Source organism: Vibrio sp. 10N.222.51.C5 (genome assembly GCF_041474575.1).
GTDB classification, from domain to species: domain Bacteria; phylum Pseudomonadota; class Gammaproteobacteria; order Enterobacterales; family Vibrionaceae; genus Vibrio; species Vibrio crassostreae_C.
Genome location: NZ_JBFRUJ010000008.1, coordinates 36,070 through 57,113, shown reverse-complemented (window position 1 = coordinate 57,113; position 21,044 = coordinate 36,070). Strand labels below are relative to the sequence as shown.

Here is a 21,044-nt window from a genome sequence, read left to right as displayed (position 1 = left end):
CTTTTTTATATCCGCTATTTTCTGTTCGTCGATCGTTACGTCTGTATGTTCTTGTTGCTAATGTTCATATGATTCGACAAATCATATGCTTTAACATTCATATAGTGTGGCGCAAAACTGGCAGTTATACCGTATAAAAATGACGCATGTATCCATTCATGGAATCAAGATCGAATTTTCAGAACCTATAACAGGCAGTATCGCGACAATATCGAAAAACTGACCTTGTCAGGTTTAATGCGTTACCGCGATATCTCTTTGAGCGACACTCACACCTTTAATTTGAGCGTAAACACGCTGCCCGATTTCTAGATTTAACTCATCCAGCGCCCACAATGTAATGGTTGCCCATAGGTAGCACCCAGACTCTAACTCTAGCTCGACCGCGACACTCTGCTTATTTGTGCCTTGTTGGTGCGTCTCTACGCTTTTAATGGTGACAGGAAGGATGTTACGTATAGAAGTCCCTTTCGGCCGTTCTAGCGTGATAGAGACATCATTTGCCCTAACTTGCAGCCTCACTGTCGTACCAAGCTCACTCGATACTTTCTGAACCCATAACGACGTCGACTTTCCTAGCATCAGGCGAGACAGCGCATAATCGTCATTGTGTTCCGCTAATGTCGCTTCAAACAACGAGCTTTGCTCTGAGAAAGATTGCCAAGGTTGCATGGCTCTCGATGCCCACACCTCTTCCGTCACACCCGACGAAATCACTTTGCCTTGGTCAATAATCACAAGGTGATTTGCCAAGCGTAAAATTTCATTGAGGCTATGAGTGACATAGATGATCGGTATTTGGACGGTTTCGGATAAGTTTTCCAGAAATGGCATCACTTCGCGCTTACGAGGCAAGTCGAGAGACGCTAAAGGCTCATCCATCAACAAAATGCTCGGCTTTGATAACAAAGCGCGGCCAATCGCCACACGTTGCTTCTCACCGCCAGACAAACGAGCTGGGTATCGGTCAAGCAATGAACCCAAAGACAACAGCGAGACTATTTGCTCAAAGTGCGCTTGATCGACGCTTTTCATACCGTATTTAAGGTTCGCTGCCACCTTCATATGTGGAAACAATCGCGACTCTTGGAACACATAACCGACGTTGCGTTTGTGAGTCGGCAAATTAATGCCATTTTCACTATCGAACAGTGTGGTTCCAGATACGCTGATCAGACCTTTATCGGGCTGTTTAAGGCCACTGATTGCATTGATAAGTGAGGTTTTACCCGCGCCAGAACGACCAAAAATTGCCGTAATGCCGCTACTTGGTAATTCCAAGTCGATATCAAAGAACGTTTCACCAAGTTGTTGTTGATATTGGAGGATCAAAGCACTCATGCATTGCCTCCCAAGCGTTGTGCTGACTTTTTGTTGAGCCACTCAGATAGCATCAATGAACCCAGCGCTATCACAATAGAAATGACACACAAACGCGCGGCTTCCATTTCAGCGCCAGGGGTTTCAATAAAGGTATACATAGCCAAAGGAATGGTTTGAGTTTCACCGGGAATATTTGAAACGAAGCTGATGGTCGCGCCAAACTCCCCTAGGCTTCTTGCGAATGAAAGCATGGTGCCGGTAATGACCCCTGGGATCATCAAGGGTAAAGTGATCGTGAAAAACACACGAAGAGGTGAAGCGCCTAATGTAGCAGCCGCCTCTTCAAGCTTACTGTCTACGGTTTCTAGGCTCAATCTAATAGAGCGAACCATCAGCGGCAACGCCACAACCACACAAGCGAGTGCCGCGCCCTTCCAGCTAAAGCTGAATACAATACCAAACACGTCATTGAGCCACGAACCTATGATACCTTGCCTGCCCATCATCACTAGCAGTAAATAGCCAATAACCACAGGTGGAAGTACCAAAGGTAAATGGACAATACTCTCAACAATGCTCTTACCTACAAATTGTTTCTTAGCAAGTAGCCATGCTAAGCCAATACCGATAGGGATAAGCCATAAGATTGCAAACCCAGCGACTTTTAAGCTCAGCATTAAGGCTTGGTATTCGTATTCCGATAAATACATCATTTAACGCACTTCAAATCCAAAACTGTTCAAGGTGTCTTTCGCTTTTTCGCTCTTTAGGAAAGTATAGAACTCTTCTGCCACAACTTTATCACTCAACTTCGCTACAGGGTAACGTATTGGTGTGTGCAGATCTGATGGGAAGGTCGACACTAGGTTTACTTCTTTAGAAAGCAACGCATCCGTTTTGTAGACAATGCCAAGCTTAGCTTCACTGCGCTCGACTAAGGCTAAGGCCATACGAACATTGTTACTTGGTGCCAATCGAGTTTTCACATCGTCCCATACACCTAACGTTTCTAACGCTTCTTTTGCATAGATACCAGCAGGAACCGACATGGTGTTACCCACTGCAAGCCTTTCATTAGTAAGCAGTTTAGCCCATTGTTCACCTTTTGATAGGTCTAACGTTACCGATGTCTCTTTAGGAGCAATCAGCACCAGTTCGTTTTCACATAGGTTTGTGACATTGTCACTATAAACCAATTTACGATCGACTAAATGCGTCATCCATTTCTCATTTGCCGAGATAAAAATGTCTGCTGGTGCTCCTCTTTCGATTTGTCGCACCAAAGACGATGTACTCGCGTACACAGGAATCACATCGACAGAATGGTCTTTCTCAAACTCTTCAACCAACAGATTAACCGCATTGGTCATCGACGATGCAGCGTAAACTCGTAGCTTTTCCGCAGCAAAAAGATGACTAGAACTCAATGCCGAAGTTAAAGCCATGGTTAAAAGGAAGACTCGCTTTTTCATTGTTATCACTTATCTATTGTTCGTTTAAGTTCTTTAGCTAACTTCTAAATGGCGGCTTAAGCTGTTAACTCTGGCCAAAGCAGATCAAGATTTAAGTACTCTTCGATGGCATCAGCGATTCGATTAATACCCAGCTCTTTAAGCTGTTCGTGGTCAATCGCGGTCACATCGTTGGCTCCTGCCCATTCGCAAATAAGCGACAACGCATCACTGTTGTCGAATACGCCATGCAAGTAAGTACCAAAAATCGAGTTATCTTGATTCACAGCGCCATCTAGGCTGCCAGATTCTAACTGAACCGGTAAGGCTGTTTCTTTGACATCAGTCCTACCTACGTGGATTTCATACCCTTTTACTTGTGCTGTTTTGCCATCCAGCGTCATGGTGCCGCGTACGTTGGTTAAGGTTTTCTGTTGTGTAAGGGTCGTTTCAGTATCCAGATACCCTAACCCTTCGCTGCTGCCGGGTTCCCCTTCAACGCCATCAGGATCGTGGATGATGTTACCTAACATTTGGTAGCCACCGCAGATACCCATCACTTTGCCGCCTAAGCGCAGGTGGCGTTGAATATCTTTATCCCAGCCTTGTTCTTTTAGGTAATCCAAATCTGCTCTTACCGACTTTGTACCCGGCAAGAGAATTAAATCAGCATTGTTTACACGTTCGCCTTTACCGACATAACGTAAATCAATCGAAGGATTCAATCTTAACGCGTCAAAGTCTGTATGGTTGCTGATTCGGGTTAGCACTGGCACCGCCACCTTAAGCTTAGCTTCTCCGTCAGACTCTTGAGCAGAGGTAATGGCATCTTCCGCTTCTAAGTTAAAACCATGCAGATATGGCAAAACACCAATGACTGGCTTGCCGGTTTTTTCCTCTAGCCAATCTAGGCCAGATTGAAGCAGTGCGATATCGCCTCTAAAACGATTTATCACAAAGCCTTTTACACGAGCTTGTTCAGATTCAGACAATAGAGCTAATGTCCCGTAGAGATGCGCAAAAACGCCACCACGGTCAATATCAGCAACGATGATCACAGGGATGTCCGCTTTCTCAGCAAATCCCATGTTAGCGATATCATTTTCACGAAGATTGATTTCGGCTGGGCTCCCCGCACCTTCAATCATCACGCTTTCATATTCTTCAGAAAGTCGGTCAAACGAATCGATAACTGTATCCATCGCCACTTTCTTGTAATCATGATAACCCGTCGCTTCCATGTTGCTCAGCGCTCGGCCTTGCAAAATCACTTGCGCGCCGGTATCTGAGTTGGGCTTTAGCAATACAGGGTTCATGTGAACGGTTGGCTCTATATTACAAGCTTGCGCCTGAACCGCTTGAGCACGGCCAATTTCGCCACCATCTTTTGTCACAGCACTGTTCAACGCCATGTTTTGTGGCTTAAAAGGTGCCACTTTGATTCCTTTCCTTGCCAAAACACGGCATAAACCTGCCACCAAAACACTTTTTCCGGCATCTGACGTTGTCCCTTGAACCATAAGGGCACTTAATGGTGCTCGCATTTGTACTTAAATCCTTAATTTCTTAATTTCTTAATTTCTTAATTTTCAATTTATAGCTGTGGGCAATATTTCTCTGCGACCATCTTAACGTCATTGCCGAGTAGATGCTCAATAAAATGAATGGAAAATGAATGTGTTAATCACTCTGGATTCAACCCCAGTGTTGTTTAATAGCTCCATCGAAACGAAGCTTGTGAACGATAACAGGCGCTTCAACAAAAAACGTACTAACGAAAAGAAACGTTTCAAATTCAGAAAAACGTTTCTACTAAAAACAACATTAAGGGATTCACCATGAAAAAAACTGTATTAGCTATCGCATCTACTATTATCCTTGCTCCTACTTTCGCAATGGCTAGTGACCACAACAGCAACAAGCACGAAAGCGCTATTGCTTATACTGGCCCAATTGAAACCGTTTCTGTTGCGACACTACTTGCCGACACAAGCATGTTCGCAGAGCAAGAAGCAATTGTGGATGGCAAGATCGTTCGTCAACTTAAGAATGACACGTTTGTCTTCTCTGATGGCCAGAGTGAAATTCAAATCGAACTTGATGATGATATCCGCCTAGCACAACCACTGACCGCTGATACAAAAGTTCGTATCTTCGGTGAATATGAAGGTGGTAAGACACCTGAAATCGAAGTGGACCACATCCAGGTTCTATAAGCGATTAATATAAAAATACCGACTTCAAATAATTGGCCTGCATATTGCAGGCTTTTTTGTATTATACTGCCGCAAAATACAATTTATATGGAGTCACCATGCTAGGTTGCACGAATAAGACTGTCCTTTTAGGACTCGCTGCACTGTGTTCATTCTCTGCGTCTGCAAACAACTTTAACTACAACACATTCGAGCTGCGCATGGGTACTAGCCCAAGTACTTTCGGTGGTGAAGTCACAACAATGTTCACTCAGAACTCTCATTTTGTTGCTCGTATCGATTCAGAATTTGAAAGTGATTGGGATGCAGCGGTAGGTATGGGATTCAACGGCCCAATCAGTCAATTTGCTGACGTTACTGGCCAAATGTTACTGCACAACATTGAACGGAATGACGATAACCACATCAAAACAGAAATTAACCTTGGCTTGAGAGCTTGGTTAATGGCAAACGTTGAAGTTAACGCACGCCTTGGTCAACTGATCGACAACGATGACACTCGTTCAATTTTGGGTATCGGTGCTCGTTTCCATTCAACTGATCAACTGTCTGTTGGTCTTGATATGCGCAATAACGGCACATATGGCCACCAAATCTTAATGTCGGCTCGATTCGGATTCTAATCTAGATTTCAATTACTGAGTAATAAATAGCTAAACGTATTACATAGAAAAGCCCCGAACATATTAATGTTCGGGGCTTTTTTGTTTGTTAGTTTCGCTGGCTTTTAGTCGTTCACGACCTGAGCCAGCGACTTGCTTTATAAGCTAACCATCAGCATCTTTTTCTGGTGATCTAAGTACTCTTCATAAGTACCTTGGAAGCTCACTAGCTGTTGATCTTTTACATCGATGATGTGTGTTGCTAATGAAGAAACGAACTCTCGGTCATGGCTTACGAAGATAAGCGTGCCAGTGTAAACCTTCAACGCGTCGTTCAGGGCTTGGATTGCTTCCATGTCCATGTGGTTGGTTGGTTCGTCCATTACAAGCACGTTGATGTCTTGCATCATTAGCTTGCCGAATAACAGACGGTTCTTCTCACCACCAGAACAGTTACGCGCTTTTTTGTTCGCATCGTCAGCAGTAAACAATAGGCGACCTAGAATGCCACGTACCATAAGGTCATCGTGCTTCACTGTGCGCCATTGTGAGATCCAATCGAAGATGCTCAGGTCGTTATCAAAGTCAGACGTACTATCTTGTGGGCAGTAGCCTACAGATGCGTTTTCAGACCATTTTACGATACCTTCGTTTTGCTCTAGCTCTTGAACTAGGCAACGTAGCAGCGTGGTTTTACCTACACCGTTCTCACCGATAACCGCAAGACGAGTACCCGCTTCAAGCAGCAAGTTACCACCGGCAAACAATGTTTCGCCATCGAAGCCGTGACCAAGGTCTTGAAGTTCAAGCGCTTGACGGTGTAGTTTCTTACCTTCGCCAAAATCAATAGATGGGCTCATACGGCTCGATGATTTCACTTCATCAAGCGTGATCTTATCCATTTTCTTGGCACGAGAGCTTGCTTGTTTTGCTTTAGATGCGTTAGCACCAAAACGGTTTACGAAATCTTGAAGCTCGCTGATTTCAGCCGCTTTCTTAGCGTTGCTTGCTAAAAGCTGTTCACGAATCAAGCCAGATGCTTCTAGGAAGTACTCGTAGTTACCAGGGTAGACACGTAGCTCACCGTAGTCGATGTCTGCCATGTGTGTACACACAGAGTTCAGGAAGTGTCTATCGTGCGAAATGATGATCATTGTACATTTACGCTGGTTTAGCTCTTCAGCAAGCCAGTTGATCGTGTGAATGTCCAAGTTGTTGGTTGGTTCATCAAGAAGCAGGATATCTGGGTTTGCAAACAGAGCTTGTGCCAATAGCACACGCAGTTTCCAACCTGGAGCTACTTGCTGCATCAAGCCGAAATGGAACTCTTCTTCAATACCCGCTTGAATTAGGATGTCGCCAGCACGGCTTTCTGCTGTGTAGCCATCCATTTCCGCGAATTCACTTTCAAGTTCTGCGACTTTCATGCCGTCGTCTTCGCTCATTTCTGGCAAAGAGTAAATGCGGTCACGTTCTTGTTTTACTTCCCAAAGTTTTCTGTCGCCCATGATCACAACGTCGATAACGCTGTACTGTTCGAAAGCGAACTGATCTTGGCTTAGCACACCCAGTTTTTCTCCTGGAGTGATAGAAACGTTGCCCGAGCTTGGCGTTAATGCGCCACTTAGGATTTTCATGAACGTTGATTTGCCGCAACCATTAGCGCCGATCAAACCATAACGGTTGCCGTTACCAAATTTAGCAGAGATGTTTTCAAACAGCGGCTCTGCGCCAAATTGCATTGTGATGTTCGCGGTAGATATCAAAGAACTAATTCCTAAGCGTGTACTGACAGATAATTATTAGGCTATTTCAAGAACCTAAATAAGAAGTACGAAAGTATGGATTAAACAAAAATCGAAGCGCGGATTATATAGAGATCTCGATCACGTTGTCGAGGCTAAACAGTAAACGAATAGTAAACATAGACCATTTAGATGCTTTTCATACGTTATGGGGTGTAAATAAAAAAATCCCCACCAGCAGAACTGGTAGGGATTTCATTTATCAACACTAAAAGTCTTTTAAGCTCGTCACCTTTGAAACTATAGCTCTTCAAACGAAAAGCTTTGATGACGAGCAGAACTTGTTATTTAGTAATTTTCTTCTGAACGTATTTTTTGCTCACGTCGACAACCGCAACATCTCTAAAGAAGCTTCTACCCAACAGAAGTGGGAAAGAAAGATGCGTTCGGTCGGCTAGCGTAAATTCAGTTTTGTCTTTTAGATCGCCAATTTGAATCGAAGCTACAACCACAGCGCGTCGTTGTGTGCCTTCTGCGCTTGATTGCTTGATCTTAACCCAGCGTTCTACTGGTAAGCTGATCTCTTCAGTTGTAATTCCGTCGTGTTCAATCTTGAACTTAACCCAGTCTTTGCCGTCACGTTCAAAATCAACAATATCAACTGCACTGATTGAAGAGGTTGTTGCACCGGTATCGACACGTGCTTTAAACGCTTCTTTTAAACCAGGAACAAACACCCACTCTTCTTCACCAAGAATCAGTTTGCCGTCACTTGTTTTTCTAACCTTCTCTACTGGTTTTTCAACAGGTGCAGGTTTTACTTCCGGCTCAGTTGGTTTTACTTCTTCAGGCTTCTCAGTAGGTTCCGTTACTTTCTCGCCTTCTGTTGCGTCAGTTTTTGAAGAGTCATCCACAACAGGTTGTTCGATTTGAGGCTTTTGCTCTGGCTCAACAGGAGCTTGAGTTGTAGCCGAACAAGCAAACAGGCCACCACTTAGCATTAAAACTACAATCGCTTTCCAATTATACATTCAGTCACCTTCTATTTTGAAACGTTTGCTATCGCTTTTGCTACATAAGGAATATGAGATTCGGAAAGGCCTGCGATATTGATGCGTCCATCACCAACACCATAGACTCCATATTCTTCACGTAATTGATTCATTTGAGTTTCTTTAAAGCCTAGTACACTAAACATGCCTTTATGGCTTTCAATGAAGTCAAATTGTGACGTGTTATAAGTATTTCGCAATTCATCACATAAACTTTGGCGCAGATTTAACAAACGTTGCTGCATTTCACTCAATTCTTGCTTCCAAATCGAGGTTAGCTCTTGATTCTGAAGAATTGTTTTAACCAAAGCTGCACCATGATCTGGCGGCATTGTGTAAGTTGAACGAGCAAGCGTTAGAAGCTTACCTTTAGCATTGCCAACGTGTTCGCTGTTTTTGCCAATCACGATAGCGGCACCCGTTCTTTCACGGTATAAACCGAAGTTCTTCGAGCAAGATGTCGTAATCAACATCTCTTCGACGTTGTTAGCCATGTGTTGAAGACCTTTTGCGTCTTCTTCTAAGCCATCACCAAAGCCTTGGTAAGCAATATCAACGAACGGCAAGAAGCCATTTTTCTGCGATAGTTTGGTAATTTCCTGCCACGCCTCAAAGTCGATATCCGCACCCGTTGGGTTATGACAGCAACCGTGCAGTAGTACCACATCTGATGGACCCGCTTTTGAAAGGTCATCCAACATTCTTGCAGTATCAACTTGCTTCGTTTCAGGACTGAAGTAATTGTAATATCGAACTTTTAAGCCTGCCGCTTCCATCACCGGTTTGTGGTTAACGTAGCTTGGGTTTGAAATCCAAACCGTGGTGTCTGGTTGAGAAACTTTCATTAAGTCACCCAACATGCGAAGTGCACCACTTGCACCCGGTGTTTGAATCGCAGCAACGCGATCCATTGCAGAAGTCCCTTTAAGCAGCAGATCAACCATGCTCTGGTTGAACTCTTCACAGCCTGCTAGGCCAACGTAAGCTTTGGTTTTCTGAGTCTCAACAACGATATCTTGAGCCTTAGAAACGGCTTTCATGATCGGAGTTTCGCCTTGGTCGTTTTTGTAAACGCCAATGCCTAAATCGACTTTATCAGTACGAGTATCGCCGCGGTAAGCAACAGAAAGAGATAGAATTGGATCTAAAGTTGGTTTTGGTAGATGTGAAAACATGAAAGTCACAACCCTTTGAAATTCAAGTAATGGATTTCACGTTAACATTTTCGTACTAAAATCAGAAACATTTTTTAATAGAAGCGCTTAGTTACCATAAGTAATCAGAGATTGGTCGTTTCAAACGGATAAATAGTGCAAATTTCAAACACCTAATGACCCATTGCACAATTCAAATTGCTTTATTTCTATGCGTCTTATGTTCCTATATTCTTATGTTTGCACGTGCTCTATTAAGATTACTACTGGGCACTCTGTTTGAATTGTCTTGGTGTCATTCCTGACCAAGCCTTAAACCGAGTGCTAAAGTTAGCGGCATTGGGATATCCAACTATCTCGCCAATGTGTTGAATCGACCAATCACTCGACCTGAGCAGCCTTGCAGCGTATTCCATTCTCATACGCATAATATGAGTCATCGGGCTATGAGAGTAATAACGTTGGCACAAACGATGGAAGTGCGGCTCTGAACAAGGAAATAGGTTTGCTAGCTCATGCACATTCCACTCTTTATGAAGCTGCTTTTGAACACTGTCGAACACACGTCTCAAGCGAATCAAATTTCGAGACTGTTGCTGCGGGACTGGTGCATTAATCATGAACTCTATTTGGGCTACGCTGTGAATGGCAATCGCTCCGCCTAAATCAATGGGCAAGGCAATACTTCTCAGCAAGGTATGAATACAAGACGAGACGACTTCGGCTGCAGGAGAGAGCGTATAACTCACTTCATCATTGACGACATTATCCCAATGCTTATCAGGCGATAGAAAGATCCACGCTATCTGCCATGTTTCTTCTTCAATCCCAAAGCCATTCTCAACGCCTGCAGGCACAGTAATGCACGACCCCGGCTCTAGAATATAGCGACACGCCCCACTTTCTAACCACCCTTTGCCCCTAACCGTGTAAAGCAGCATGTGTTTCTGTGGATTCTTCCGATGGACAGAAAAGAAATCTCGGCACGACGCCGTCCCACACTGAACGATACCCAATTCTTCGAATGCCAATACATGGCTTTGATCGACAAACTCTTGGTGTGTCTGATCAGAGATCTCGTACCGTTCGTGTTTCTCACTCATTTCACTGATCGCTCATTAGGTTTGCCTGCAATTAAATCGCCACTTTAGTCATTCGATAGTTTTGGAATAGATGATTTTGAAAACAGATCGTTTTGACAAATAGACAGCTTTTGAAAATAGATAGTTTGGCAAAAGTTTGTGATGAACCTGAACAATACAGCCTAAACAAATGCCGATAAACTTCTCGCATATTAACCACAGGGGAAATGCGATGCGCTCGACATATCGTCATCTAGACAAAGATTTTTGGCAAAAGCTTTTACACATCGGTTTGCCTGTATCGCTACAAACCATGTTGTTTTCATTACTCGGCGTGGTCGATATTTTTATGGTTAACCAACTGGGTGACTCTGCAACTGCGGCGGTTGGTGTGGGTAACCGCATATTTTTCTTCAACTTGATCATGGTATCCGGGATTAGCGGCGCTGTCAGTGTGCTAGCTTCGCAATATTTCGGTGCGGGAGATTTCAACGGAATTAGACGCACATTAGCACAGTCATGGGCATTGTCTGTCTTTACCATCATCCCCTTTGTGTTGATTTATACATTGGCTCCTGAATCAGTCGTGTCTGTGGTGGCCTCAGACCCTGATTACGTCCGCTTGGCAACGGATTACCTTTGGATAACAGGAGCCAGCCTTTTTGGTACCGCGATCGTAGTGCCCTTAGAAAGCGCACTGCGATCGGTCGGCGAAGCCAAGCTACCCACCAAGATCAGTATTTGGGCAATCATCGTTAATGCGATTCTCAATGCATTGCTGATCTTTGGTTTGTTTGGATTTCCAGAACTGGGCGTAGTTGGTGCGGCTATTGGCACCACGGTGTCTCGATTCTTTCAGACGATAGCGCTGCTTATCATGGCGAAGAAACACTACGCGCATCTATTCCCGACATTAAGTAATTGGCGAGAAGCGATATTACCGAAGCATAGAAAGAAGTACTTCACGATAGCAATACCTATGTTGGTTCATGACACAGCATGGGCGGGCGGGATTCTTATTTATAACGTGATAGTTGGGCAAATGGGTGTTGGAGAGCTTGCGATCATTTCGCTGTTATCGCCAGTAGAAAGTATCTTGATCTCGGCGTTCATGGGGTTTGCGGTCGCCGCTTCGATCATTCTAGGCAACGAGATCGGCGCGAAGAACTATCAACGTGTTGAGAACACCGCATGGGGTTATGTATTGGTCAGCTGTGGGCTTGCGGCTATATTAGCCTTGGTGTGTTGGTTTGCTAAACCCGCGATCGTATACATGATCGGCCTTACTCACTTAGAGCTCAAAGAGACAGCCGTTAACGTCACCTTAGTCATGGCACTCGGCATGATACTAAGAGTCTTCAATATGGTTGGTATTGGTGGCGTGCTGAAAAGTGGTGGAGACATCAACTACAGTATCTTCATCGACCTGTTTGGCCAATGGGCAATCGGTATTCCCCTTGCTTACTTTACTGCGCTGGTGTTGGGTTGGCCGCTAGAATGGGTTTTGATGATTGTGTTACTGGAGGAGTTAGCGAAGATCGCTTTAACTAGCCAGCGAATTCACTCTAAGAAATGGATCAACAATCTAATCGACGAGCCTGAGCACATTCCTATATAAACAGGCGATAGATTCAAAGAACTCACACCCAAGGGCTGATTTGTAGCATTGCGCTAACGATGAAGCCCTTTTTCGTTTACGAGTGTGCAAAGTCACGACAGCAGTTATATATCAGTAAATCGATGGATGATTTGGTTTGAACTACCACGCCAATCCAACATTGGATCCGCTTTATCTTGCTCAAAACGACCATCAATCAAAGTATCAACATATTCAAGTACTTGCTTCTGCTTTTCGTCGAGTTCGTCGAGCTCGTAGCCCGTCCACATCCAGATGTCTTTGCCTTCACATTCTGCTTTTACACGCTGAACAAGCTTAAGCACTTCAGATACATTTGCAGGATGAAGAGGATCACCACCTGAAAGCGACAAGCCACGACGCTTGATTCGTGGATCATTGAGATCAGCGATAATGTGGTCTTGCAGCTCTTGAGTAAACAAATGCCCGGAGTCCAACCTTTGCGTTGATTGGTTATAACACCCGCGACACTGGTGTACACAACCCGACACAAACAAAGTGCAGCGTGTTCCAGGGCCATTTACAACGTCGATTGGGTGATATTGGTGATAATTCATAAGGCAGTATTGAAAACTCGTGATGGCTTAATGGTTTAACTCGAAAAGTAGCGAGAGTTGAAACAAATGAATTGGTATCGACATAGCGCCGATACCAAACATATTTCTTGAAACGTAGCTCTTCTAAGTAAGCTAGCTAATAATCTTAGAGCTTACTAAAGATGCTTCACGCGGCGTTTAACTTCTTCTTGCTTACCGAAGTTAAATGGTCGTGCATCTGGGCTACCAAGGTAACCACAAACACGGCGCGTCACCGATACTTTGGTTGAGTCATGGTTGCCACATTTAGGACACGTAAAGCCCTTACTTGTACAGTCGAACTCACCGTTGTAACCACATTCGTAACACTCATCAATCGGTGTGTTAGTGCCGTAGTAAGGAACACGTGTGTAGCTGTAATCCCATACGTTTTCTAGTGCTTCGATGTTCTTCTGCATGTTCGGGAATTCGCCGTAACAGATAAAACCACCGCTAGAAATTTCAGGATAAGGCATCTCGAAATCGATCTTGTCGTATGGGTTCACTGTCTTCTGCACATCTAAGTGGAAGCTGTTGGTGTAGTAACCACGGTCTGTCACACCATCAATCACACCAAATTCTTTGGTGTCGATGCTGCAGAAACGGCTACATAGGTTTTCACTTGGTGTGCCGTATAGGCTGAATGCGTAACCTGTCTCTTTCGTCCAAGATTCCACTTCACGCTTCATGTACTCCACCAGCTCAAGCGCTTTAGCACGCATTTCGCCATCGTCGTACAGGTGAACGTCAGTACCGTAAAGTGCTGTCATCGCTTCGTGGATACCAATGTAACCAAGAGAAACAGACGCGCGGCCGTTCTTGAAGATATCGGCAATAGAGTCGTCTGCTTTCAAGCGAACGCCACATGCACCTTCCATGTATAGGATTGGAGCAACACGTGCTTTCACGTTTTCTAGACGAGAAATACGAGTTTCTAATGCACGACGAGCCAGCTTGAGTTTATCATCAAGCAGTTCGTAGAACTTAGCCATATCTTGTTTTGCGTTAATCGCAATACGTGGCAAGTTCAAGCTAACAACACCTAAGTTGTTACGGCCTTCGTGAATCAACTCACCATTTTCTTCATAAGTATTCAAGAAGCTACGACAACCCATAGGAGTTTTAAATGACCCTGTCACTTCTACTACTTTGTCGTAGTTAAGAATGTCTGGGTACATACGCTTAGACGCACACTCTAGCGCTAATTGCTTGATGTCGTAGTTTGGATCTTGCTTCTGGTGGTTCAAACCATCTTTGATCGCAAATACCAGTTTAGGGAACACGGCTGTTTTACGGTTCTTACCCAAACCTGCAATGCGGTTTTTCAAGATTGATTGCTGAATCAATTTCGAGCCCCAGCTTTCACCTAAACCAAAACCAAACGTCACGAATGGTGTTTGACCATTAGCGGTGTGCAGCGTGTTTACTTCGTACTCCAGAGATTGGAACGCGTCGTAACACTCTTTCTCTGTGCGAGAGATAGCAAAAGCTTCTGGGCTATGAATGTCCCACTCTTTCGCTAGCGATAAGTGCTTCTCGTAGCTCGCCATAACGTAAGGTTCAAGAACCTCATCGATGCGGTTAATCGTTGTGCCGCCGTAGATGTGACTCGCCACTTGCGCGATGATCTGCGCGGTTACCGCTGTCGCCGTAGAAATAGACTTAGGTGTGTCGATTTCCGCGTTACCCATCTTGAAGCCATGCGTTAACATGCCTTTCAGATCGATAAGCATGCAGTTAAACATTGGGAAGAACGGTGCGTAGTCTAGATCGTGGTAGTGAATATCACCACATTCGTGAGCATGTACGATATCACGTGGCAAAATGTGAGTTTTCGCATAGTGTTTAGCCACGATACCCGCCAGCAGGTCACGCTGAGTTGGGATTACTTTGCCATCTTTGTTCGCGTTTTCATTGATTAGATCAACGTTGCTTTCTTCGATCAAACCTTCGATCTCACGAGTTAAAGCGCTTTGCTTCTCACGGGCGATGTCGCGGTCATGACGATATTCAATGTAGGCACGAGCCAGAGACTTGTATGGTCCCTGCATTAGCTCGTTCTCGACCATGGTTTGAATTTCAGAGATATGAACTTCATCGTAGTCTTCGAGCTTCAACTCAACTGCTAATGCCACATTCAGTGCATAAATAGCAATTTCCTTATCGGCTTTGTCTGATGCTGCTTCCACTGCAGCTTGGATGCGATCTCTACTGAATGGAGCTCTTGAGCCATCACGCTTGATTACGATTGATTTCACCACTTCTCCTTACTCTTGAGGTATTCACAGACTTATCCACAAACACACTATATAGAGCGATTTATCGTTTAACTAACACTAGATATTGTGGCGTATTTAACGAGAACCACCAACTTTGAGTATTGATTTGGATCAATAAAAAGAGAACGCTGACTAAGATCAATTCAATATTATTACGCTAGTTCTCAAGTCGAAAAGAAACAATGTAACAATAAAAAAACTCCTAAAAAGAGTTGAATTTTTGGTAAGTGTTGTAGGATAACGGCTCATCAATATTGGCAGACAAAATTAGGGATATTTGGCATGAAACGACTTCAAAACTGGATAATGTTAGGCTGCTTACTCAGTAGCCAGACATTTGCTGAACCTTTGACCATATCCAGTTGGAATATCGAATGGTTATCAACCAACGAGGCTGTGAATAAGTTTTCTGACAAACGTGATCAAGCTGATTTCGACAAACTCGCAACTTATTTTCAATCCTTAGACGCAGACGTGGTTGCGTTTCAAGAAGTCGATAACGTAAATGCCATTCAGCGTGTGGCTGGTGATCAATACAAGATATTGATGTCTGACCGGGCGCTATCTAAGAACAGCAACCGCCAATTTAAAGAAGTGAACCAATACACGGGATTTGCAGTTCGTAAAGGAGTAGCCCTCACCGACTACGCTGACTTTCCGCTTGAAACCACATCCAACAGTAAACTTAGGTTTGCCAGCTATATCGTTGTAGAAACAAACTTTAAACCCATTCACATGTTGTCTGTGCATTTAAAGGCAGGTTGTAGCGGAGCGTATAAGTCCAACCGCGATTGCTCTCGTTTAAAAGAGCAAGCTCAGCAACTGAACAAGTGGATAAAGCAAAGAGAGCGCAATAACGAAGACTACGCCATTCTTGGCGACTTTAACCATAACCTCGCTTACTCACGAGATTGGATGTGGAAAGAGTTATCACAATATACTGATGCGCAGTTAGCGACACGAAAGACCCGTGCAGATTGTAAGGTACGCTCTAACCGCAACAATTATCGCACACATCAGTTCCGCTCTGTTATTGATCATATTGTGGTGAGTGAGTCGCTAAATGCTTCTCCTGCAAAGCAGAAGGTATTTGAAACACAAGATGTTCTGGACTACAAACTCAGCGACCACTGTCCAGTTTCAACGACTATTAAATAGTAGATTTTAGATAACAGCAGATTGTAGATAACTGAAAATAATAGAAACAGTAAATATAGAAAGAGGCTGACTGACTTTCGTGCTGAAAGCGAGTCAACCTCTATGCTTGGTCAGTTCAGAACGGATAACGTCAAAGCCAATGTAATCAGCTATAAGCTTGCTACTAACACGTTTTGTTCATACGATCCGCCAGCCACATTCCCACCAGCATGCTTATCATAAACACCCACACCGTCGGGTTGCCGCCACTTAGGCTGGTTACCGCAGGGCCTGGGCAAAAGCCAGCAATCCCCCAGCCTAAGCCAAACGCTGTAGATCCAAGAATCAGCTTTCTGTCTATCAACGGATTGTTACGGCTATCTAACGGCTCGCCATTGATGGCTTTAGCGCGCTTTTTAATGACCAGATGATAAAACGGTGCAAAGACCAATAGCGCGCCACCCATGACGAATGCCAAACTAATGTCCCAGTTACCGGTAATGTCTAAGAAGCCGAGTACCTTCTCAGGATCAACCATCCCTGAGATGATCATGCCAGAGCCAAAAAGAATACCTGCCACCAAACCGATAACGATAGTAAATGAAGCGTTTTTCATTATGCCCCCAAGCCAGTCAGATTCTTGATAAACACGGTTACGATTGCCACACCCATAAATACACAGGTCGCAACAATAGAACGTTTAGATAAACGCGCCATTCCGACAATGCCATGCCCGCTAGTACAACCGTTCGCTGTTTTAGTACCAAAGCCCACCAGAAGGCCAGCAATAATCACTAAAGCGAGATTCATCTCTTCTAACTGCGGAAGTTGGTAGCCCGTCGGAATTAATAGCCAACCACTTGCGACCATTCCCACAACAAAGGCGATACGCCAGTGTTTTTCGGTGTTTGCTGTATCCGCATCTTTACGTTCTTTGTTGCTGGTGCCAGTTGGCAATAATCGGCTGACAATGCCACTAATGCCAGCAACTCGACCAATCCCCAACATTAAAACAATGGCCGACACGCCTAACAACATGCCGCCGAAAAAAGCATCCCAAGGAATCAAACTAAGCACAAACCTCTCCTATCCACAAACATCATAAACTCATAACAACCTATAAATTAGAGTTTACTAATAAATATAAATTAGTCAATGCTAATGTACTGCGAGTATGTGTCGTTTTGTAAGTCTGGAATTAACAAGCGCCCTGCATGAAAAAAGCCCCTAGGCGTTAACCTAAGGGCTTATGATTTAATTCGGTTGTATTGGTTGTATTATGTAAGCTACTTAGTCTTGTTCTTTTCAGCTATCCACTGGGACATATACTTCGTGCTCGCCATGCTGTGGTGCTTAAGCATTGAACCAAAGAAATTATTCAGTCGATGCGCATCAAGCTCAGAACCTAGCGCAGTCAGTCGCTCGATCAATTTGTCGCCCAGTTGATTCTGTTCATAGTGCGCTTCAAGAATTGAATGACATTGGCTTTGAGCTTTAAGCCATTTCTTTTCATCTTTATAAAGAGCGACAGCTTGTTCAACAAACTCATCAATATCATCTGACACTGCACCCGGCCATTGCAGTTCACCTTGCGGTAGCATGCCTTCACTGCCGATCTCGCTGGTTACATTCGGAGTTTGCAGCTTCATCGCATCAAGTAACTTGCCTTTAATGCCAGCGCCAAAACGTAATGGCGCAACACAAACACGTGCATCTTCCATCACTTCTTGAGCATCTTTAGCCCAACCTTTGATATGGAAACCGGTTTTTGGATTATGCAAAGCGGTTGCTTTCGGCGGCGGATAAGATCCGTAAATATGAAGTTCACTATCAGGCAACTGCTTACGAATCTTCGGCCAAATCTTCTGTAACTGAAGCACTGCATCCCAGTTAGGCGCATGTCTAAAATTACCTATCGTCATGAAATGCTTACGTTCTTCAAAGCTTTTCGTACTTTCAGGCAACGTGTTGAGATCAACCATGAACGGCAGGTGATGTAATAGTTTTGGATCGATATTGAACTCAGATTGGAGCAATTCCATCTCGTAACTTGAGATGATCAACGAAAGATCACAGCGCAGGATTGCAGCGATTTCACGTTTCGCCAAGTCACTGTACAGGTGCTCTTTCGTTAACTCTGTCTCTTTCTTAACAGCTTCATGTCGAGCATTGCGTAGGAATTGTAAATCTTCAGTATCCAGTAGCTTAAAGGCATTGGGACATACCTTCTCGACGCGCCAGCCGAATTGCTCTTCCATCATAAAACGGTCAAACATCACAACATCGGGCTGCAGCTCTTCAATGTAATCGTCAAAGCTATCGCAATTTAACTGAATAGATTGGCTTGTAATGCCCTCTTCAGAAAGATCAATCATATGCTCGGTTTCTTGAGCTGGCGTTGCGAACTCAACGGGCCAACCTTGTCTCTTGAACAGTCGTAAAAGTGACATCATATGGCTGCCAGCCGCCGATGAATTCGGTTCTGGCCAAACGTAGCCAATTGCTAAAACTTTCTTCAAAACACTTCCTAAGAAATAACAAAAGGGACTAACTTAGCCCCTAATAAAACGTTTATCGATCGTGGTCGACTTATATTGCTGATTATAATGAGTTCTAATCACTCAGCGATCAGATTCGCTCACCTACATTGCGAGCTATCATAAGCACTTCATCGGCTGAGTGAAGGTTTGAAATCGTGGTTTCGACTTCTGCGCCCAATGTCGACTGATAGAGCTTTTGTGCAAAGTTATCTGCTCTGGTGGTCACTAATACATGTTTTAGTGTCGAGCCCTGCTCTGATAGCTTCTGCTTCACTTGAGGCAAAGAGTCTAGAATCAGCTTTTTGCCCAATCCTTGCCCCTGAGCACTCGGTAACACAGCAAGTTGTTCTAGCTCCAAAACAGCTTCAGGCCTAAACCCACTCTTTTGAACCCAAATAATGTAGCCGACAATCTCGCCATCGCTTTCAGCAACAAAGTTAAGAAAGCGTGGCGCAGCATTTAAGTTACATTGTAACCAATTTTTTGAGTTTTGCTGTCGAACAAAAGTAGCTTGGTGAACTAAAGCCGCTCCATCGAGGTCGGCTTCTGTCATAAAACGAACTTGCGCCATGCTGCTACTCATTCTCAGAATTAGGACGCGTTTTACAGTGTAAAATGGCTCTCTCTAGAAGTTCTAATGCCGAGCTATCTGCTTCTGGAAGCTTAGCGTCCGATTGACCTAACGGATCAACACGGCTACCCCACTTAATATGGCCTGCCCCCCAAGTTAAACCGGCACCGAATGCCGCCACAAGGATGTTTGAGTTCGGTTTAACAAAGCCTTGCTCTAACGATTCACACAATGCAATTGGCACAGTCGCAGCCGACGTGTTGCCATAGTTTTGAATGTTCACAAACGCTTTCTCACGTTCAATGCCCGCCATATCACACAGAGTTTGAATAATTCGGATGTTCGCTTGGTGCGGAATCACAACATCGATGTTTTCAGTTGAGATGCCAGTGCGACTCAATACTGTATGTGCTGCAGCGCCCATTCCTTTCACTGCACGCTTGAAGATCTCTTTACCAACGAAATCAAAATCCCAGTAACCGTTATCAGCAGCAAAGCGGTCCATAGACGTACCGAATTTTGGTACTGCTAGAATGTCACGGCCCTCTGCGTCACAACCGATTTGAGCTTCTTGTAAACCCACTTGTTCTTCAGTACGCGATAAAACCACAGCGCCAGCGCCATCACCGAATAGAACCGCAGTATCACGCTTGGTCCAGTCGATGAAGAATGAAAGACGCTCTGCACCCACAACGATCGCATTGCGGTAGTTGCCCGCTTGAATCAATCGAGTTGCTGTTTCAACACCGTAGATAAAGCCTGTACACGCTGCATTAAGGTCAAAAGCTGCTGCGCTCTTGATGCCTAAGTTCTGTTGAACTTTAGACGCGGTATTTGGAATAAGAGAGTCTGGACTGCACGTCGCTACGATCACAAGATCGATATCTTCGGCTGTTAAACCAGCACACGCCATTGCATGTTGAGCAGCAACGGTCGCTAGCTCAGAGGTATTTACATGACTGATACGACGATTTTCGATACCAGTTCGAGTACGAATCCACTCGTCAGACGTATCAATGAAAGTGCTTAAATCATCATTGGATAGCACGGCTGGTGGCAGACACTTTCCCCAGCCCGTAATTTCAGCGTAAAATTTTGTCATCATTTACCTGTTTATTGTTTGTTTTTATTTGAGTATCTTATTCTTGTTTTAAACAGTATAAGCGTTCCGTACATGATTCGTAAATCGCGTTAGGCACGGAGACGCAATAAAAAGAGAAAGTTATGTCTACATTCAACACACGTTGCCCTTCTTGCGGTGGCGTAAACCGAGTTCCTTCAGAAAGAATTTCAGAAAGCCCTACTTGTGGTAAGTGCAAAAACGCACTTCTAGACGGTGCACCAATCGAAGGTACGTCACTGAATTTCCAATCAATTTTGAACAGTTCACAGCCTGTCGTTGTCGATTTTTGGGCGACATGGTGCAACCCATGTGTAGGTTTCGCACCTGTATTTAGCGATGTCGCTAAAGAGCGCGCTGGCGATGTTCGATTTGTTAAAATTGATACCGAAGCTCAACAGCAACTGGCGGCTATGTATCAAATCAGAAGCATCCCAACGGTGATGGTGTTCAAGAACGGTCAACGTGTTGATACGATTAACGGTGCGTTACCAAAAGACCAATTTGATCAATGGCTTAATCAAGCTCTAACCAAGTAACACTATTATTTAAGCTATTGGT

General features: G+C 44.3%; 20 protein-coding genes. 5 read left to right on the top strand and 15 right to left on the bottom strand.

The genetic code is table 11. From position 1 onward, the window contains the following. Positions 1–234 precede the first annotated feature (234 nt). From modC to AB4558_RS03100, 4 genes are read right to left on the bottom strand one after another with little or no spacing between them, the layout of a single operon-like run. Entirely contained in the window at positions 235–1,341 is a 1,107-nt protein-coding gene (gene modC, locus AB4558_RS03115; protein ID WP_017067812.1) for a molybdenum ABC transporter ATP-binding protein ModC, read from the bottom strand. Next, positions 1,338–2,036: a molybdate ABC transporter permease subunit gene (modB, locus tag AB4558_RS03110; RefSeq protein ID WP_017060110.1), complete on the bottom strand. Its 699-nt coding sequence runs from the start codon at positions 2,034–2,036 to the stop codon at positions 1,338–1,340. Before modB ends, modC begins: the two co-directional genes overlap by 4 nt. Continuing rightward, positions 2,037–2,795, bottom strand: a complete 759-nt coding sequence (modA, locus tag AB4558_RS03105; RefSeq protein ID WP_017060111.1) for a molybdate ABC transporter substrate-binding protein — start codon at positions 2,793–2,795, stop codon at positions 2,037–2,039. 56 nt (positions 2,796–2,851) lie between these two features. Then, positions 2,852–4,318, bottom strand: a complete 1,467-nt coding sequence (locus AB4558_RS03100; protein ID WP_372074904.1) for a cobyric acid synthase — start codon at positions 4,316–4,318, stop codon at positions 2,852–2,854. A 294-nt stretch (positions 4,319–4,612) separates the two neighbouring features. On the opposite strand from AB4558_RS03100, the gene AB4558_RS03095 reads away from it, so the two are divergent. Both AB4558_RS03095 and AB4558_RS03090 read left to right on the top strand, forming a co-directional pair. Beyond that, positions 4,613–4,990 carry a YgiW/YdeI family stress tolerance OB fold protein gene (locus tag AB4558_RS03095; RefSeq protein ID WP_048608277.1) on the top strand — a complete coding sequence of 126 codons (378 nt, stop codon included), beginning with the start codon at positions 4,613–4,615 and terminating at the stop codon, positions 4,988–4,990. Between the two features lie 98 nt (positions 4,991–5,088). After that, positions 5,089–5,613 carry a hypothetical protein gene (locus AB4558_RS03090; protein ID WP_017060115.1) on the top strand — a complete coding sequence of 175 codons (525 nt, stop codon included), beginning with the start codon at positions 5,089–5,091 and terminating at the stop codon, positions 5,611–5,613. Positions 5,614–5,750: 137 nt separating this feature from the next. Here AB4558_RS03090 and AB4558_RS03085 read toward each other — a convergent pair whose 3' ends face one another. The 4 genes from AB4558_RS03085 to AB4558_RS03070 all read right to left on the bottom strand — a co-directional run bounded on the left by AB4558_RS03085 (position 5,751) and on the right by AB4558_RS03070 (position 10,646). After that, positions 5,751–7,358: an ABC-F family ATPase gene (locus tag AB4558_RS03085; RefSeq protein ID WP_080582218.1), complete on the bottom strand. Its 1,608-nt coding sequence runs from the start codon at positions 7,356–7,358 to the stop codon at positions 5,751–5,753. Between the two features lie 323 nt (positions 7,359–7,681). Continuing rightward, the gene (locus AB4558_RS03080) at positions 7,682–8,368 is read right to left on the bottom strand and encodes an ATP-dependent zinc protease (protein ID WP_017069095.1); all 687 of its coding nucleotides are present in this window, start codon (positions 8,366–8,368) and stop codon (positions 7,682–7,684) included. An 11-nt stretch (positions 8,369–8,379) separates the two neighbouring features. Next, positions 8,380–9,564: an amino acid aminotransferase gene (locus tag AB4558_RS03075; protein WP_017064572.1), complete on the bottom strand. Its 1,185-nt coding sequence runs from the start codon at positions 9,562–9,564 to the stop codon at positions 8,380–8,382. Between the two features lie 242 nt (positions 9,565–9,806). Beyond that, entirely contained in the window at positions 9,807–10,646 is an 840-nt protein-coding gene (locus AB4558_RS03070) for an AraC family transcriptional regulator (protein WP_137001489.1), read from the bottom strand. A gap of 169 nt (positions 10,647–10,815) precedes the next feature. Here AB4558_RS03070 and AB4558_RS03065 point away from each other — a divergent pair, with 169 nt between their 5' ends. After that, complete coding sequence (locus tag AB4558_RS03065) at positions 10,816–12,243, top strand: MATE family efflux transporter (RefSeq protein ID WP_137001490.1); 1,428 nt, start codon at positions 10,816–10,818, stop codon at positions 12,241–12,243. Between the two features lie 104 nt (positions 12,244–12,347). Here AB4558_RS03065 and nrdG read toward each other — a convergent pair whose 3' ends face one another. Further along, the gene (nrdG, locus tag AB4558_RS03060) at positions 12,348–12,818 is read right to left on the bottom strand and encodes an anaerobic ribonucleoside-triphosphate reductase-activating protein (protein WP_012600613.1); all 471 of its coding nucleotides are present in this window, start codon (positions 12,816–12,818) and stop codon (positions 12,348–12,350) included. A gap of 155 nt (positions 12,819–12,973) precedes the next feature. Further along, positions 12,974–15,094 (bottom strand): anaerobic ribonucleoside-triphosphate reductase, encoded by a 2,121-nt coding sequence (gene nrdD, locus AB4558_RS03055; RefSeq protein WP_102394372.1) that lies wholly within the window; start codon positions 15,092–15,094, stop codon positions 12,974–12,976. 303 nt (positions 15,095–15,397) lie between these two features. Between nrdD and AB4558_RS03050 the strand changes: the two genes are divergently transcribed. Beyond that, on the top strand, positions 15,398–16,273 hold the full coding sequence (locus AB4558_RS03050; RefSeq protein ID WP_017064569.1) for an endonuclease/exonuclease/phosphatase family protein: 876 nt from the start codon (positions 15,398–15,400) through the stop codon (positions 16,271–16,273). Between the two features lie 163 nt (positions 16,274–16,436). Here AB4558_RS03050 and AB4558_RS03045 read toward each other — a convergent pair whose 3' ends face one another. From AB4558_RS03045 to AB4558_RS03025, 5 genes are all read right to left on the bottom strand, one after another. Beyond that, positions 16,437–16,868 carry a YeeE/YedE family protein gene (locus AB4558_RS03045; protein ID WP_016787649.1) on the bottom strand — a complete coding sequence of 144 codons (432 nt, stop codon included), beginning with the start codon at positions 16,866–16,868 and terminating at the stop codon, positions 16,437–16,439. Next, positions 16,868–17,329, bottom strand: a complete 462-nt coding sequence (locus AB4558_RS03040) for a YeeE/YedE family protein (protein ID WP_010429747.1) — start codon at positions 17,327–17,329, stop codon at positions 16,868–16,870. The genes AB4558_RS03045 and AB4558_RS03040 overlap by 1 nt, the downstream gene beginning before the upstream one ends. A gap of 209 nt (positions 17,330–17,538) precedes the next feature. Next, positions 17,539–18,771, bottom strand: coding sequence for a glycosyltransferase (locus tag AB4558_RS03035; RefSeq protein ID WP_372074905.1), 1,233 nt, complete (start codon positions 18,769–18,771; stop codon positions 17,539–17,541). 109 nt (positions 18,772–18,880) lie between these two features. Beyond that, entirely contained in the window at positions 18,881–19,345 is a 465-nt protein-coding gene (locus AB4558_RS03030; protein ID WP_102320829.1) for a GNAT family N-acetyltransferase, read from the bottom strand. Positions 19,346–19,367: 22 nt separating this feature from the next. Then, the gene (locus AB4558_RS03025; RefSeq protein ID WP_017060124.1) at positions 19,368–20,465 is read right to left on the bottom strand and encodes a ketoacyl-ACP synthase III; all 1,098 of its coding nucleotides are present in this window, start codon (positions 20,463–20,465) and stop codon (positions 19,368–19,370) included. A gap of 122 nt (positions 20,466–20,587) precedes the next feature. On the opposite strand from AB4558_RS03025, the gene trxC reads away from it, so the two are divergent. After that, positions 20,588–21,022, top strand: a complete 435-nt coding sequence (trxC, locus tag AB4558_RS03020; protein WP_372074906.1) for a thioredoxin TrxC — start codon at positions 20,588–20,590, stop codon at positions 21,020–21,022. Positions 21,023–21,044 lie beyond the last annotated feature (22 nt).

Excerpts from the sequence above, each read along its gene's own strand:
- AB4558_RS03080 (WP_017069095.1), bottom strand. The coding sequence starts at position 8,368 with ATGTATAATTGGAAAGCGATTGTAGTTTTAATGCTAAGTGGTGGCCTG.
- AB4558_RS03065 (WP_137001490.1), top strand. The coding sequence starts at position 10,816 with ATGCCGATAAACTTCTCGCATATTAACCACAGGGGAAATGCGATGCGC.
- AB4558_RS03075 (WP_017064572.1), bottom strand. The coding sequence starts at position 9,564 with ATGTTTTCACATCTACCAAAACCAACTTTAGATCCAATTCTATCTCTT.
- trxC (WP_372074906.1), top strand. The coding sequence starts at position 20,588 with ATGTCTACATTCAACACACGTTGCCCTTCTTGCGGTGGCGTAAACCGA.
- AB4558_RS03030 (WP_102320829.1), bottom strand. The coding sequence starts at position 19,345 with ATGACAGAAGCCGACCTCGATGGAGCGGCTTTAGTTCACCAAGCTACT.
- modB (WP_017060110.1), bottom strand. The coding sequence starts at position 2,036 with ATGATGTATTTATCGGAATACGAATACCAAGCCTTAATGCTGAGCTTA.
- AB4558_RS03090 (WP_017060115.1), top strand. The coding sequence starts at position 5,089 with ATGCTAGGTTGCACGAATAAGACTGTCCTTTTAGGACTCGCTGCACTG.
- AB4558_RS03095 (WP_048608277.1), top strand. The coding sequence starts at position 4,613 with ATGAAAAAAACTGTATTAGCTATCGCATCTACTATTATCCTTGCTCCT.
- AB4558_RS03045 (WP_016787649.1), bottom strand. The coding sequence starts at position 16,868 with ATGAAAAACGCTTCATTTACTATCGTTATCGGTTTGGTGGCAGGTATT.
- AB4558_RS03050 (WP_017064569.1), top strand. The coding sequence starts at position 15,398 with ATGAAACGACTTCAAAACTGGATAATGTTAGGCTGCTTACTCAGTAGC.
- nrdG (WP_012600613.1), bottom strand. The coding sequence starts at position 12,818 with ATGAATTATCACCAATATCACCCAATCGACGTTGTAAATGGCCCTGGA.
- modA (WP_017060111.1), bottom strand. The coding sequence starts at position 2,795 with ATGAAAAAGCGAGTCTTCCTTTTAACCATGGCTTTAACTTCGGCATTG.
- AB4558_RS03070 (WP_137001489.1), bottom strand. The coding sequence starts at position 10,646 with ATGAGTGAGAAACACGAACGGTACGAGATCTCTGATCAGACACACCAA.
- AB4558_RS03025 (WP_017060124.1), bottom strand. The coding sequence starts at position 20,465 with ATGACAAAATTTTACGCTGAAATTACGGGCTGGGGAAAGTGTCTGCCA.
- modC (WP_017067812.1), bottom strand. The coding sequence starts at position 1,341 with ATGAGTGCTTTGATCCTCCAATATCAACAACAACTTGGTGAAACGTTC.
- AB4558_RS03100 (WP_372074904.1), bottom strand. The coding sequence starts at position 4,318 with ATGCGAGCACCATTAAGTGCCCTTATGGTTCAAGGGACAACGTCAGAT.